This window comes from Dyadobacter psychrophilus (assembly GCF_900167945.1).
Lineage (GTDB): Bacteria > Bacteroidota > Bacteroidia > Cytophagales > Spirosomataceae > Dyadobacter > Dyadobacter psychrophilus.
Genome location: NZ_FUZA01000001.1, coordinates 848989 through 864230, shown reverse-complemented (window position 1 = coordinate 864230; position 15242 = coordinate 848989). Strand labels below are relative to the sequence as shown.

13 protein-coding genes and 1 tRNA gene are annotated in these 15242 nt (G+C 44.5%); 11 read left to right on the top strand and 3 right to left on the bottom strand.

The window, feature by feature from the left end:
- Positions 1-7: 7 nt before the first annotated feature.
- From B5X68_RS03830 to B5X68_RS03795, 9 genes are all read left to right on the top strand, one after another.
- Positions 8-1327, top strand: a complete 1320-nt coding sequence (locus B5X68_RS03830; protein WP_082213320.1) for a hypothetical protein — start codon at positions 8-10, stop codon at positions 1325-1327.
- A gap of 287 nt (positions 1328-1614) precedes the next feature.
- Positions 1615-4443, top strand: a complete 2829-nt coding sequence (locus B5X68_RS03825) for a PVC-type heme-binding CxxCH protein (RefSeq protein ID WP_374754812.1) — start codon at positions 1615-1617, stop codon at positions 4441-4443.
- Between the two features lie 517 nt (positions 4444-4960).
- A complete protein-coding gene (locus B5X68_RS03820; RefSeq protein ID WP_026630987.1) occupies positions 4961-5431 on the top strand; it encodes an Lrp/AsnC ligand binding domain-containing protein in 471 nt (156 codons plus the stop codon).
- Between the two features lie 98 nt (positions 5432-5529).
- Positions 5530-5883: a PadR family transcriptional regulator gene (locus B5X68_RS03815; RefSeq protein ID WP_082213318.1), complete on the top strand. Its 354-nt coding sequence runs from the start codon at positions 5530-5532 to the stop codon at positions 5881-5883.
- Positions 5884-5922: 39 nt separating this feature from the next.
- A complete protein-coding gene (locus B5X68_RS03810; RefSeq protein ID WP_082213317.1) occupies positions 5923-6945 on the top strand; it encodes an energy transducer TonB in 1023 nt (340 codons plus the stop codon).
- A 113-nt stretch (positions 6946-7058) separates the two neighbouring features.
- The gene (locus B5X68_RS03805) at positions 7059-7586 is read left to right on the top strand and encodes a 3'-5' exonuclease (protein ID WP_082213316.1); all 528 of its coding nucleotides are present in this window, start codon (positions 7059-7061) and stop codon (positions 7584-7586) included.
- A gap of 69 nt (positions 7587-7655) precedes the next feature.
- Positions 7656-7832, top strand: a complete 177-nt coding sequence (locus B5X68_RS28835; RefSeq protein WP_170916576.1) for a hypothetical protein — start codon at positions 7656-7658, stop codon at positions 7830-7832.
- 92 nt (positions 7833-7924) lie between these two features.
- Positions 7925-7998 (top strand) — tRNA-Ala (locus B5X68_RS03800).
- A 412-nt stretch (positions 7999-8410) separates the two neighbouring features.
- Positions 8411-9895, top strand: coding sequence for a glycoside hydrolase family 130 protein (locus tag B5X68_RS03795; RefSeq protein WP_082213315.1), 1485 nt, complete (start codon positions 8411-8413; stop codon positions 9893-9895).
- Here B5X68_RS03795 and B5X68_RS03790 read toward each other — a convergent pair.
- Positions 9884-10894, bottom strand: a complete 1011-nt coding sequence (locus B5X68_RS03790) for a glycosyltransferase family 4 protein (protein ID WP_082213314.1) — start codon at positions 10892-10894, stop codon at positions 9884-9886. The genes B5X68_RS03795 and B5X68_RS03790 overlap by 12 nt on opposite strands.
- Positions 10891-13134, bottom strand: coding sequence for a glycosyltransferase family 4 protein (locus B5X68_RS03785; RefSeq protein WP_082213313.1), 2244 nt, complete (start codon positions 13132-13134; stop codon positions 10891-10893). The genes B5X68_RS03790 and B5X68_RS03785 overlap by 4 nt, the downstream gene beginning before the upstream one ends.
- 475 nt (positions 13135-13609) lie before the next feature.
- Between B5X68_RS03785 and B5X68_RS03780 the strand changes: the two genes are divergently transcribed.
- Both B5X68_RS03780 and B5X68_RS03775 read left to right on the top strand, forming a co-directional pair.
- Entirely contained in the window at positions 13610-13894 is a 285-nt protein-coding gene (locus tag B5X68_RS03780) for a response regulator (protein ID WP_229208270.1), read from the top strand.
- Between the two features lie 150 nt (positions 13895-14044).
- On the top strand, positions 14045-14782 hold the full coding sequence (locus tag B5X68_RS03775; protein WP_170916575.1) for a PAS domain-containing protein: 738 nt from the start codon (positions 14045-14047) through the stop codon (positions 14780-14782).
- A gap of 138 nt (positions 14783-14920) precedes the next feature.
- On the opposite strand, the gene B5X68_RS03770 is transcribed toward B5X68_RS03775, so the two are convergent.
- Positions 14921-15124, bottom strand: a complete 204-nt coding sequence (locus B5X68_RS03770) for a hypothetical protein (RefSeq protein WP_082213311.1) — start codon at positions 15122-15124, stop codon at positions 14921-14923.
- Between the last annotated feature and the right edge of the window lie 118 nt (positions 15125-15242).

Sequence of the window (15242 nt, the reverse complement as noted above, 5' to 3'; positions counted from 1 at the left end):
TCAAGCCATGAAAAAAATTATCCTCTTGTCGTTGATCGCAATTTTTGTGGGTTGCAAAGAAAGCAATGAGCTTAACCCCGTTTCTTTTATTCCTGTTGGCGGTTTAGAGGATTTCTCAGTGCCTGGGGTTGGCCAAAAAAATATCAAGATCACCGACGGCAGGATCGTGATTCATCTGCCTGCAAATTATAGTGCGGGTGATTTTATAAAACCTGTTTTAAAAGCTTCAAATGATTACAAACCATCTCCCGATATCTCAAATGGGTTTAGTTTTGAAGGGAAATCAATCAAATTTGATTTAAAAAGTGCAACTTATTCACCTGTCTCTTATGAGATTTACGTAATTCCTGCCAATCCAATTCAGGCAGTTGATCATGACAAGGACTATGAATTGATCGTTCAGGAGGGGCTGGAAATTGATATTCCACTTCAAATCCGAGGGACAGCTTATACAATTACAGATAGCGGCTCGGTTGTTGATTTACCTGCATTGATACTAAAAAACAAATCAGATCAAACGTCTGTACGGATTCCGGCGAATATGGGAATTGATGCTTCTGGTGAGAATGTTCTTCGTGTTAATTTTCCCTGGAATATGCAGGTGGGAGAATTTGAAGGCACAGTAGAATGGGGAAGCAAAAAGGCAGTTTTGCCCGACAATTTCATCTTGAAACCTGGTGCAATTGACGTTGCAGCGATGCCCTGGGTAGACGCCCGATCAGCCAGGTATCAAGTTCAGGGATATAATTTTTTACCAGGAAAGCGTTACGAAGTGATCATTGAAAACGATTTTGTAAAACCGAGAAAATTGCTTCTTGACAGGAAAGATTACAGCAATCTCGAACTTAATATTCCAGCCGGATTGCCGAAAGGAAGTTATAAAGCATCGCTTTTGGTTGACTCAAAACCGGTGGCGGTCAGGACTTACAAATATCTCTATTATGGGAATTTTCATATTCGGGAAGATGAGACGCAACCTATTTTGGGCCTGATTTCACAGCGGTCAAAAAAAGCATTTTTAGAAGCAACCCGCACTGAATATTATGCTGCGGCAACGGATATCTCCCGGAATGAACCAGTGATGACATATGTTCAGAAATTTTCGTCAAATAACGCGGTACCAACATTAATACTCCGAAACATTACGACAAAAAAAGAATATTCGTTAACACAGATGCGCGACCTCACTTGCATTATGGATGGGGCCTTTTGCTTCAACAATTTCGAAATCAGCAAAGAAATCCCTGACGGTCAGTATGAAGCATATGTGACGATGAATAATGGTGGAGCAAGTGAAAAATATGGGCAGATTCTGAATATAAGGTAAAAAAGTCAGCTGGCGGCTGAAAGAAAATAGAAATCTCGGGCCTAGTTGAATCCGCACTTCCATCGGCGCAATACATAAGTATATCATTCGCGTCACTTCCTTTTTTCAAAACCTCTCCGTTTGAAATTTTAGATAGTTGCAAATTTCGGTTGCTGTAAACTCAACTGCACTCTACTATATATAATACTTTTTTTCCTAATTTTAAACCGAATAATCATAACACAATCTTTATAATTTTTATGTCCACATTCCGAAAATCTTTGATCCTGCTGCTTTTCGTTGGTTTGATGGGATTGCAAAACCAGATTGCGGCACAACAAAAGCCCAAAGCTGCCTTGGCAAAGACAGATACGGCAAAGTACGACCGCGATTATGCACTGGAAGCAACAATGCTCGGTTTTTTTGGCCCGGACGGTGCGCGTAACCCGACATTAAAAGCCAATAAAGGTGACAAGGTCCGCATCAAGATCACCAATGGAGAGCTGATGACGCACGACATTGCTTTGGAAAAGTTGGGCATCAAGAGCAAAGTAATCCTGGAAAAAGGATCGAGCACCAGCATTAATTTTGTGGCAGAGCAAAGCGATACCTATTTCTGTTCCGTGCCCGGGCACCGCGCTGCGGGTATGGTAGGCAGTTTTGAAGTTGTGGAAGGGAATGTTACCGAGAAAACGGTTGCCGGACAACTGCCGATGAAAGACGGCCAACCCCTGAACCTGAATTTTGAAACAGGCACATTGAAGGACTGGACTGCAACGGGCGATGCTTTTGCAAACCCATTGTTTAGCGACGACCCCTCGCCCGTGCATGAAAAGGAAATGAAGATTGGTTTTGACGGAAAATATTTCCTAAGCAGCGGAGGAAACACGAATTACAAGCTGACGGGAACATTAACGTCGGCGCCGTTCAAAGTAACGCAGCCTTTTGCCGCATTTAAAGTTTCCGGCGGTGCATTGCTGGATACGCGCGTTGAGCTGGTTTTGGCGGGCACGGATAACGTCATTTACCACATTACCGGACAGGGCCGGGCAACATTACAGCCTGCGGTTGTGGATTTGCAGAAATACCTGAACCAGGAAATTTTCATCAGGATCATTGATAATGAGACGGGTATATCGCAAATCCCTTACATAGCGAACGACAAATGGGCGCACATTAATTTTGATGAATTCCTTTTCTATCCAAGCCGTCCGGAGTTCGCCAATGAGTTGAAACAGAAAGATATCATCATTCTCCCGCCATTGGATCCAGTACTCAATGCCGGGCTTTCGGGTGAAAAAGCGGCTGCTGCAATGACGCCCCCAAAAGGTTTCAAAGTGACATTGGCGGCGTCGGAACCCGATATTGTCAAACCCATTGCATTTACGATCGACGCCAAGGGCAGACTTTGGGTTGTTGAGGGACATACTTATCCAGTTCGCGCCCCGGAAGGCCAGGGCAGGGACAGGATACTGATTTTGGAAGATACAAATGGTGACGGAACCTTGGACAGCAAGAAGATTTTTACCGAAAACCTGAACCTGATCAGCGGGATAGAAGTGGGAATGGGAGGCGTTTGGCTGGGTTCTGCACCCAATTTATTATTTATTCCGATTGATCCAAAAACGGATAAACCGGCCGGCCCTGAGCAAATATTGCTCGACGGCTGGGGCTTGCACGACACGCATGAGGTGCTGAATAGTTTCAGGTGGGGGCCGGATGGCTGGCTTTACGGGACGCACGGTGTTTTTACCAATTCTGAGGTTGGCAAACCAGGGACACCGGCAGCGGACAGGGCAAAAATCAACGGCGGTGTTTGGCGCTATCATCCTACGCTGCACAAATTTGAGGTGTATGCAGAAGGTTCGAGCAATCCCTGGGGCATCGACTTCAATGATTACGGGCATCCGTTTATCACCGTTTGCGTGATCCCGCACATGTATCACGTGATCCAGGGTGCGCGTTACCAGCGCCAGGCAGGCAAGCATTTTAATCCTTACACTTACGACGACATCAAGACCATCGGCGACCATGTGCATTGGCTTGGTGAACGTGGCCCACACGCTGGCAATTTCCGGTCAGCGGCAGCAGGTGGCGGGCACGCACATGCAGGGGCGATGATTTATCTGGGCAACAGCTGGCCAAAAGAATATCGCAATGAGATTTTCATGAACAACATCAATGGCGCCCGCATGAACATTGACCATTTCGAGAAAAAAGGATCAGGTTATGTGGCGCAGCACCGGCCGGATTTCATGGCTATGAACGATTCGTGGTCGCAGTGGCTGAATTTCAAATATGATGCAAGTGGTTCTGTTTGGGCTATTGACTGGTATGATAAAAACCAATGTCACAGCCCTAACCCTGACGTGCACGACAAAACCATGGGCCGCATTTTCAAAATCACACACGAAAACGATAAGTGGGTGAAGGTGGACCTGACTAAGGCGTCTGATATGGAACTGGTTAATTATCAGTTGAATGACAATGATTACTACGTAAGACAAGCGCGCACGATTTTGCAGGAGCGCGGCGCGAACAAAAAAGTGCACAAAGCCTTGAAAGAGATCCTGGTAAAAAATCCCGACGTAACCCGCAAGCTCCGTGCATTGTGGACATTGCATGTTACGAAAGGTTTGGAGGACAAAGATTTGATGGACCTCCTGGCAAACGAAAACGAATACATGAGAAGCTGGTCCGTTCAACTGCTGACAGAAGACAAGCAGGTTTCCCCGGAAGCATTGAAAAAATTTGCAGAAATGGCACAAACCGACCAATCGGCCATGGTTAGGCTTTATCTGGCATCCGGAATGCTTAGGCTGGATCCGGCGCAGCGCTGGGATGTGGTGGATGCATTGATGCAAAAAGAACAGGACAAGGATGACCATAACCTGCCGTTAATGGTTTGGTATGCCGCTGAACCGCTAGCAGCATTGGATATGAAGCGGGCACTTCAAATGGCTGAGAAAGCAAAGTTGCCAAAAATTCTGCCTTACACAATTCAACGTGTGGCTGCGATTGGAACCGAAGATTCTAAAAAGGTTTTAAAGGATCTCAACCAAAAACTGGGACAAAGCGGCTCGCATGAAAATCATGAAAGCCAAATGCTGATCGGAAAAGTACTGGATGAAAAGTAGGTTTTGATATGGTCGAAAATGAACGAGGCCCGGAATGTTCCGGGCCTCGTTCATTTTCAGACTATTGCATAAAAAAACACGCAGGTTTCAAAATGAACCCGCGTGTCAAATTACACTTCATCAACAAACTAAAAACCAAATAAAACTAATACGAAAAAATTCGCTTGTCAAGTTTTTTTTGCTGTAGGAGGGGGATTCGAACCACCCACGGTGCGGTTAGCTACGGTACAAATACTGTTGGTGGTCCACCCCAGTCGACTTGCGTCGGCATTATGCCGCGTTTATCCCTAATTCACCACCCCCGAGACAGGAGGGCATGGCTGCCAATTTCATCACCCTACAATGTGACATTTCTCATTGCAAGAGGCATTTTTTTGTGATGCCTCATACTTTGGTTCTGCAAAACTAAAAATTCTGAACTTAAATATAAAATATTTTCATTTAAAATTGTTAAAATTTACAATTGTTTCATAATTTAGATAGGATTATTATGAAAAATTCAAACATTCAGGGGTAAATGCAGAAATATTCAGATATTGACAGCACCGATTTACGCATACTTTCTTTGTTAATCGAGAATGCGGCACTGCCTTATACGGAAATCGGGAAAAGAGTGTTTGTGTCCGGCGGTACCGTACACGTTCGCATGAAAAAGCTGGAACAGATGGGCATTGTGAAAGGCTCGCAACTCGTCATTGATCCCGCAAAATTAGGTTGGGACATCAGCGCATTTTTAGGAATTTACCTGGATAAGAGTTCGCTGTACGAACAAGTCGCCACAGAGCTGGAAGGCATTCCGGAGGTTGTGAATATCCATTATACCACAGGCATTTACAGCATATTTTTGAAAATAGTTTGCCGTGATACGGGCCATTTGCGCGAGATCCTGCACGACAAGATTCAGAAGGTAAATGGCATCCAGCGAACGGAAACCTTTATTTCCCTCGAAGAAAGGATTAATCGCTCTATTCCTTTGGCAGAAAGTTAAAATTTTGAAGCAAACATTTGTAAGGAAAAATAAATCCAATAATTTTGTATTGTATATATAAAAAACTTATATATATTTGGTCAGAAACAAAATCACTCATGGAGAATAACGCAACGAGCAACGAGTACGTACGCGGTACATTGAAAACCATAGTATTAAACTTATTGGCAGAACATGACCGGATGTACGGATATGAGATCACCCAGGAGGTAAAAGACAGAACAGGAGGCGCCATCGCATTAACATTCGGTGCATTGTATCCTGTTTTGCATAAATTGGAACAAGAAGGAATGCTGATAACCGAGTCGGTTGAGGTGGATGGCCGTTTGAGAAAATATTATTCATTGACAACCCCTGGAAATGAGGCTGCCCGTAATAAAACCAATGATCTTGAACGTTTTATAGATGCAGTAAGATTATTACTTGCTCCTAAGAGTTTGGCAACTGAGTAAAACCTTGTTACATGGCTCATATCTAAAACAGATAATCCGATGAAACGCCTTCAGGAAAATCGCATCGATTTGATTAACAAATATTTGCAATCAAGCAAGTTGGACCCGGATTTACTACCCGAAATCCTGGACCACCTTGCTTGTGAAGCAGAAGAGCGTCTTTGGGATGGGAAACCGTTTGAGCAAATCTATGATAATATCCTGGAAACTGCTGATCCGCAATCGCTCCTGAATCTGAGTGTCGATCACAAAAATCTGTTAGCCATGAAAAAATCATTAAATGACATTGTTTTTGAAGGCCGTAACAAGTTGTATGGAGCGTATGATCTGCGTAAAAGCTACGGGCAAACCATTCAGCGCTCGGTGTTGATGGGCGTTACGCTTTTTCTGCTTTTGGTCATGTTTCCCAATCTTTATGCACGTCTGGTGCCGGAGTCCAAGCCGGAGGATATTGCGTATATCGTTGAAGCGAACCCATTGAATATTACGCCGGAAATGCTCCCGAAGCCACCTGTGGAGGATGAAGTTGCGCCAGCACCTAAAACAGTGCGCTCGCTACCGCCAGTTGTGCTGCCGGACGAGGAGGTTACCATTGAAAATCTGCCGCCGGCTATCGAAGAGCTCGAAAACGCTCAGCCCGCAGAAAAAACACTGGACGGTATGGAGGAGATTACCATCATTATTCCGCCGGCCCCGGAAGCCGCTTCATCCAAACCCGCGACGGCAGGATTGGAGCCCAGGAAAGAAGAAATATTCAGGAGCGTTGAACAAGCGCCTCAATATAAAGGTGGATTAGCGGAAATGGGTGCTTTCCTGCAAAAAAACCTGAGATACCCTTCCAGCGCGGCGCAAGCTGAGGTTCAAGGAAAGGTGTTTGTCGAATTCACTGTTGCATCTGATGGAAAAATTGAAAATGTGACTGCAATCAAGGGAATTGGTTTTGGCTGCGACGAAGAGGCAGTACGCGTGGTTAAGCTGATGAAAAACTGGATTCCTGGCAAACAAGCCGGCGTGCCTGTGAAAGTTCGCTTCACGTTACCAATCGTTTTCCAGCTGAATTAAGGATTGCTTATGGCATTGTGTAAATGCCTCCCTATTATTGAAAAAATCCTCGCTTTGCCGGGGATTTTTTTGTTTTTTTGTATGTAAATAAAAAAGAAAGAGCAGAAAGGTTAATGTACGCGATAGTAGATATTGAAACAACAGGCGGAGGAGGGGGAGCGCGCATTACCGAAATAGCCGTGTTCAGGCACGATGGCCAGCAGATCGTCGATATATTTCATTCCCTAATTAATCCGGAAATATATATTCCGCCATTTATTACCCGCCTCACGGGAATAGATAATGCAATGGTGCGCGATTCACCTACATTTTACGACGTGCAAGACTCCGTTCGTGCGCTAACCAAGGACGCCTGGTTCGTCGCCCATAATGCCAAGTTTGATTACGGGTTTATCAAAAGGGAGTTTGGCGCTATGGACGAATATTTTCAGCGGGACTTACTGTGCACCGTTCAGTTAAGCAGAAAAATATTCCCGGGGTTAAAATCTTACAGCCTCGGCAACTTATGCCAGAGTCTCGAAATTTGCATTGAGAACCGTCACCGCGCGCATGGAGACGCAGCTGCAACGGTCCAATTGTTTGAAAAACTGCTCGTTAATGACCGTCAGAGCCTTATTCCAATGGATTTCATGTTGAGATAAATGCGATTTCCGGAAGTGGAACGATTATTTAGGTAAAGCATTAAAGTATCAACTTAAATTTACCTGCACATGAAAGCATACATCAACTTCCTCGTCGTTTTGCTATTAACAGTAACACTTACAAGCTGTGAGGTCGTAGGCGGCATTTTTAAAGGTGGCGTTTGGACAGGTGTGATATTAGTGGTTGCGGTCATTGCGATCGTGATCTGGGCATTATCCAGAGCATTTGGAGGCGGACGAAGGTAATCAAGATAAAATTTGCCACATGCTTGCTTATAAGGATTCTCCGTTTCATCTTTGCACTCCCTTCAAAGGAGGGGGCATTACAGACTTGAAATGGGGGATTAGCTCAGTTGGCTAGAGCGCTTGCATGGCATGCAAGAGGTCGTCGGTTCGAATCCGATATTCTCCACGTGATAACCAGCCACTTACAAATGTTTTGTAAGTGGCTTTTTTTTAGGTCGAACATAGGTCGAACATTTTTTATCACATTGCCTCAGGTTTTCTAGCTTTTATAGCTATCTGATTTCCAGAAATTCTTTGTTTAAATTTTTTCTAATATCCTATATACTCTAATCGACTACAAAGTTGACTTTATTTAAGGGATTAGGCCATCTTCTGCAATCCACTACAATACTCTAGTAAACCGTTGTGGATTTAACTAATCTGAGCCGTCGTTGCATGTTCTATTCTAACCATTATTTTTTCCATTCGGTACAAACACAGCCCAAGTATTACAGGCATTGATCTGAATTAACCAAGGATATTTAAGCATGCATGACAACTATGCCAGTTTAATAGACCATCTTGGTTAAAAATAGAACATGTCAATAAACATAGTCCGGAAGGATATTGTATTTCAGCCCGATTCCAGTCGCGTAATTGCCCGTTTTTTGTTCAGCAGTGAAGATAGGGCCAGACAGTTAATCACACTGATTCTAAATCTTTCAGAGCAGCAGCAAAAACAGGAGCTTAGTAACGTTTTCCGTAAATACGCCAAGCGCCACCGGAATATTCTCAAAATATTTGAACGACATTTTAACAGGCTGCACCACATTCTTGATTCGCTGGGAATTGATCCTGAAACAATTGGGATACCGCAAAAGATGCTCATCGGTTCCTACTTTACAATGGAATATTCGATTGAAGCAGCAGCTTTTTTCAATCCGTCCATTATCGAGGATCCCGACCAATCCCGCGTCGGCTTTAATGAGCGACGGGTCATCATCAGTTTCAGGGCCACAGGCGAAGGACACATCTCTTCCATTGTTTTCCGCTCGGCCATTATCGACAATAATAACACGATCACAGTGGAGCCGCCGGGCAGAATGCTGGATTCGCCTGAACATGTCCGTAACCATGTCTACGACAAGCGTTTGTTCCTGATCAAGCTGGGTGAAATGCAAAATTTGGAAAATGCCGCTTACCCGATCATTGAACAAAAGCTGACTGAAACCTTTACTTATGAGGAGCTTAAACGCTACGTAGATGAGACGAATAAGTCCATTGAGATAGATCAGCCAAGCCGCGTTTTCCTTCGCGAGACCATGTGGCTTGCGTCTTCACATTATGAAATGGATTTTTCCCTGGACACTGACATTTCCGAGCGGGTCATTTTCCCTATCGCGGATACGGAAAAAAAGGGAATTGAAGACGCCCGGTTTGTGAAGTTTAGTCAGGACGATGGAAGCTCTGTTTACTATGCCACTTACACCGCTTACGACGGAATTTCCATCCTGCCGAAGCTTTTGATGACCGATGACTTCCAGCATTTTCAGGTATTGCCAATTCACGGAGAAATAGCCCAGAACAAGGGAATGGCACTTTTTCCAAGAAAAATAAACGGTAAATACGCAATGCTTTGCAGGATTGACGGCGTTAATAACTATATCGCCTTTTCCGACAACATCAGCATCTGGCGTAACGCTGAAATGATCCAGTCACCTAAATACCCGTGGGAATTTGTTCAGATCGGCAATTGCGGATCGCCATTGGAAACTGAGGCGGGCTGGCTGGTACTCACGCATGGCGTTGGCCCGATGCGCGAGTATGTGCTGGGCGCTTCTTTGTTCGAGATTGACAATCCTGCGAAAGAAATTGGCCGGTTAAGCCAGCCGCTTTTGATCCCAAACCGGAAGGAACGCGAGGGTTATGTGCCTAATGTGGTTTATTCCTGCGGCGCAATTATCCATCATGACAGTCTCATTATCCCTTATGCCATGTCGGACTACGCCTCGACTTATGCAGTTGTTAATATGAAAGAGTTATTGACAGAATTGACCCAAAATGCTGGTGTTCTACCTTCCTAAAATGGTCTTATAAACTGCGAGGTAATCATCGACCATCTTTTCCCTTGAAAACATAGACTGTGCCCAATCGGCGCAGTCTTTTCTATTAATGGTATGAACGAGCTTTACAGCCTCCACGGCCTCATCAACAGATTTCACCAGAAAGCCTGTCTTTCCATCTTTTATCAGTTCCGGCATCGACCCGCGGTTGAATGCAATGACGGGTGTGCCACAAAACATCGATTCGGCAACACTCAGCCCAAACGGTTCCTCAAAGTCAATCGGGTGCAGCATCGCATAAGCCCTTCCTAGCAATGTGCTACGTTTTTTTGGACCCACGTTTCCGCAATAGATCACATTTTCGGAGTCAATGTGCGGTTCAATTTCCTGTTTGAAATAAGCTTCGTCCTGGATTAACCCCGCAATCAGCAACCTGCGACCACTTTTGTGCGCAATTTCAATCGCATGGCTGGTCCCTTTGTCGGGATGTATCCTTCCAAAGAATAACAAGTAATCGTCTGGTTCATTGGTAAAATGAAATGCAGCGGAATTTATCCCATTATAAACCGTAGCCGCATAATCTAAATCTGGATCCCGATCCGCATTGCTGATAGAAACATAATGTGAACTGGCATTGTACTTCCGGTAAACTTCTTTGATTTTGTTTGAAGAAAACCCGTGAATGGTTGTCAAAACGGGCGTTTGGATGAGCCTGGAATAAGTTAAAGGCAGAAAATCGAAATGATTGTGAATCAGATCAAACTGGTTCGCCTTTTCCATCACGTTACTAATGTGCAGACATTCAACAACTTTGGGATCGACGTCCGGATTTTCTGCGTAGGGAACCGCACAGGTCGCGTCCAATTTTGCATGGGTGACAGAGTCAGAAGTGGCAAAAAGCGTCACATCGATTCCTCTTGCCACCAGCCCCTCGGCCAGGTCGGAAGTGACCTGCTCCCATGGCCCGTAATTGCGTGGCGGCGTGCGCCACGCAATGGAAGATAAGATAGCTATTCTCATGATTTGGCTGCCTTCAACTTGGTCAGCTCTTCAAATGCTTCCAGCACGCTCAGGTGTGATATCAGATAAGCCAATGTGCTCTCAGCTCCCTGGTTGCGGTTTACTCCATAACTTTCCAAGCCATCACAGCAGCCTTTTGTTTCAAAATCATAAAGACTGATCCTAAGGTCATTTTCACCTAAAAACCACATAAAACAAGTATTAAGCTGCTGGACATAAGCCTGGTCACCCGTTAGCCGGAACGCCTGATGGAACATAAGGACCATAGCCAGCGCATCAAGTGGCTGCTGGGCAAACATCGAGCTTTCGCCATCCTTTTTGTACCATTTTTCATTGCCGACAATGGATAGATAACCGTTCTTCAAAGTGATGTCGCAAAGAAAATCCATACTTTCCAGCGCAATGCGGTTCACTTCTTCATTGTTTAAAAACTCTGCGGCGTGCAACATCGCCAGCGGCAAAAACGCATTGTCGTATGCCAGCAGGGATTCATACCAATGCCAGTCGTCAGTCCGGTTAAGCTCGTAATCCGCCATAAGACGATTGGTAAGTTGCCTGAGGACTTCGATCATTCCCTCATCGGTAGGATTGCTTTTCAGATAATGGCAAATTCCTACAATGGTATTCGCTATGCTCCTGATGGATTTGAGCTTTGCGAAATTGGGCATTGCGTCAAAGAAGATTTCCCTGCCAGTTTGGTAATAAGCGTCATTCGGGGCATTTCCGAGCAAGTAACCCAGTGACCAGATCGTGCGGCCAAAGGAATCTTCCGAACCAATTTTATCCAAAAAGTTACGGTTGAAACTAAGGAAGTTCCTAAATGCACCATCCGGGTTCTGCATATAATTGATGTAGCTCAGATAGGTCGGCGATAACCGCAACGCGAGCGGATGCTTGTTTCGCTTGTAAGTCATCAGCACCATTAAAAGTGCCCGCGCATTATCGTCAAGACAATATCCTTCTTTCAGATTTGGAATGCCGTATTTGGCATGTTGAATGATCCCGGTGTCGTCCGTGAGCCGCTGGATATGGTCGAGCAAAAACGGTGGAAGCGCCAGCAGATCCAAGATCGTTTCCGTTTCGCCCACGACATCGGGCTGCTCGGCTACGATTTTTTCGGCAAGCTGCGCGTACTTCTCACCTATTTTCGGCCAGGTGATTTCCCGGCCATAGTCATAGGCGTTGCCGCGAAGCGTTTTCATCGTTTCGGGATTATCAAGCAAATCCAGAAAAATATCACTCAGAGCCTGCACATCATTAAACGGAAACAACCTTCCCCGATCTTCTGAAAGCAGCTCCGCCGCATGCCAGTAGGGTGTCGAAATCACCGCAGAGCCTGCACCGATGGCGTAGGACAATGTTCCGCTGGTGATCTGAGCCTCATTGGTATAAGGTGTAATGTAAATGTCAGAAGCTGAAAGATATTTGAAAAGCTCGGTCTGGTCCACGAACTCGTTCATGAAAATGACATGCTTTTCAATGCCGAGTTTCTTGACCAATCCCATTAAAAAAATCCGGTATTCCTCGCCCGAATGCCTGATCACATTTGGGTGTGTTTTTCCCAAAACAATGTAAACCAGCTGCGGATATTTGGCAACCACAGCGGGAAGCGCTTTCAAAACAACTTCAATGCCCTTATTGCGGCCTATAAACCCGAAAGTAAGCAAAACGTGTTTAGTCGAAAGCTTAAATTCCTTTTTAGCCGCCAGCTGGTCGAACTGAATGTCGGGAACGCCGTGCGCAATCTGCGCGATCTTGCTTTCGGCGACGCCATATTCCTCTATCAGCATTTCCACAGCCGTCCGGCTCATCACGACAACGGTATGCGCAATTTTGCAGATCTCTATCATGACCGCCCTCTCATTGTAAGAAGGGGTTTTCAAAACCGTGTGCAAAGTGACGATCAACGGGATTTTCAGCCGGTGAAGCAGTGGGAGAATGTAAATGCCGTTCTGTCCGCCAAAAATCCCAAACTCATGTTGCAGTACGCAAATGTCGGCGCCGCTGATATTGATAAAGCTTGCAGCTTCCAGATAGTCGGCCTGCTCTTCCTGACGAATGGTCAGTTTTACTTCTTTTGGATAATCATAACGCTGGCCGTGATCATCAATAGCGACTACCATCACCTTATTGGGGCCATCATTGCCCGGTGCAGCAACCACCGAATCGATAAGATTTCTAGTAAATGTACCAATTCCGCATTCCCGTGGCGGGAATGTTCCTATAAACGAAATTTTCATGAAGTGCGGAGTTGATTTCTTCTAAGTTAACCCTATTATCCCGCATTATTCGCTTATTTTCCTGTGGATTGATTCACTCTACCTTAATAATGCTAGCCTTAAAACAGCGAGGTTGAATGTCCATTATTAAGGGTTACCTTACATAAAACCGAAACAGATCATGTCAAAAGAAAAGGGTGCGCAGAAGGGTGACAAAAAAAAGGCGGAGAAAAACCTGAAAGAGAAAAGGGCCGATAAAAAAGAGAAGAGGGATACAAAATCGCAGGCATCCTAGCAGGGCGAAACAGACTAATAAGTTGTTTTTTAACCCGCTATCAAATCTAATGTCTGCCAAAAATGAACAAAGATGGCGATATCATCATCATTGAAGATGATTCAGATGACCAACTACTAATCGAGCAAGCCTTCCAAGAGTTTGGTTATGCTAATAAGCGAATATACTTCGCGGATGGGCTCGAGGCATTAACGTATTTAAATGGTCAAACACCGTTGCCATTTATTATTTTTATCTGATATCAACCTCCCCAGGTTAGACGGGTTGCAATTAAGAAGACGGTTGAAAGAGAATGCATCGCTAAACTTAAAGTGCATCCCTTATCTGTACTTTACGACTGCACTCAACCAGGATGTGGTCATTGAAGCTTACAGCGCATCAGCGCAAGGTTTCTTTGTAAAACCCTCAAACTTCAATGAAATCAAGCAAACTTTGAAATTCATCATCGAATACTGGAAGCGGTGCGCCTCTCCAAATAATTTTTAAAGTGTAATTGGTCGGTAGCAGTAACGACAGAGTATACAAATGAATCGGTTATAAAAGAGAGTTAATCCCGCTAACAAGCCTTTAATTTACTCAGCGCTTTCCTAAAACATTAGGTGTGTTACCAATATGCTTATACATGATTTATTTCATATGACTGATGTGACAAAAAAGCCTTTTTTGGGGTTTTGGGAGGTGGATTTAGCAAAGCAACTTACATTTGACTTTCCCGAATTGGCCGTTTTACTAGGTTATCAGATCACCGAGTGTGCTGGTGGATGGTCATTTTTAAAGCTTGTGATTGATCCGACACAATTGTTTAGATTGAAAAGATCATTTCTAACTGCTGGGACATCCCCATTTAAGCAAAATTTAGATTTAAAGCACAAGAATGGGTCCCTGATTTACCTTGCAGTGATCGGCAGGGCTAGAATGTCGCAAGCCGGACATATAAGGATTGAAGGTACTATTGAGGACATCACTGACTATAAATCTGAAAAGGAAGTTTTATGGCTTGCCAATCGGCAGCTCGCGTCTTTCATACAACAATTGCCGGTGGCGATTGCAATCATAGATGATAATCAAAAGTACATTGCCGCAAGCAACGTCTGGAAAGTCCACTTTAATCTCGAACACACCGAGGTTGCAGGAGAGAGCCATTATAATATGTTTCCTGGTACCCCAAAAATCTGGAAGCAATATCACCGGCGAGCGATGGAAGGTGAACATATAAAAATGGAGGAAGACAGTTTCTTGGACCGGTATGGAAATACTGACTGGATACAGTGGGAAATCAAGCCCTGGTATAAAATATGGACGGCTATTAGGCCACTAAGACTATTAGGCAATTGGTTGGGGACAAGTATTGTAGTTTACCAATTCTTGGCCTAACAGCGTCTGCGGTTCCTAGCATTAAAGGTCAAATCCTTGACGCTGGGATGAACGGAGTGCTAGGTAAACCTTTTGAGCCGAAAGAGTTATTTGATCTTATCAATGAGGTTACACGGACAGGTTTAAGGCCACAATATGCTATGGCAAGACAGGTGTAGTTAAATAATATTCTTCAATCTGGTTCCAGGAATAGCTGTAAGTTATCCCTCCTACTTCCTGGACAAAGTCACCGGTTTCGCCATCTGTAAAGCCAACGCGCCAGTTGGTTGTATTTTTGATTCGGAACTTCAATGTTGAATTCGACGGCGGGAGATCCTTTTTTCCTAGTATCTTAATTTTCATATGCTAAGGTAACCTTATTCAGACAGAACCATCCACATTCCGTTAGTTTGGCCATTGTGTGACCTTTGAAGGTTTATACCGAAGTTTCTGCATATTCACCTTTCTACATCGGCATTTG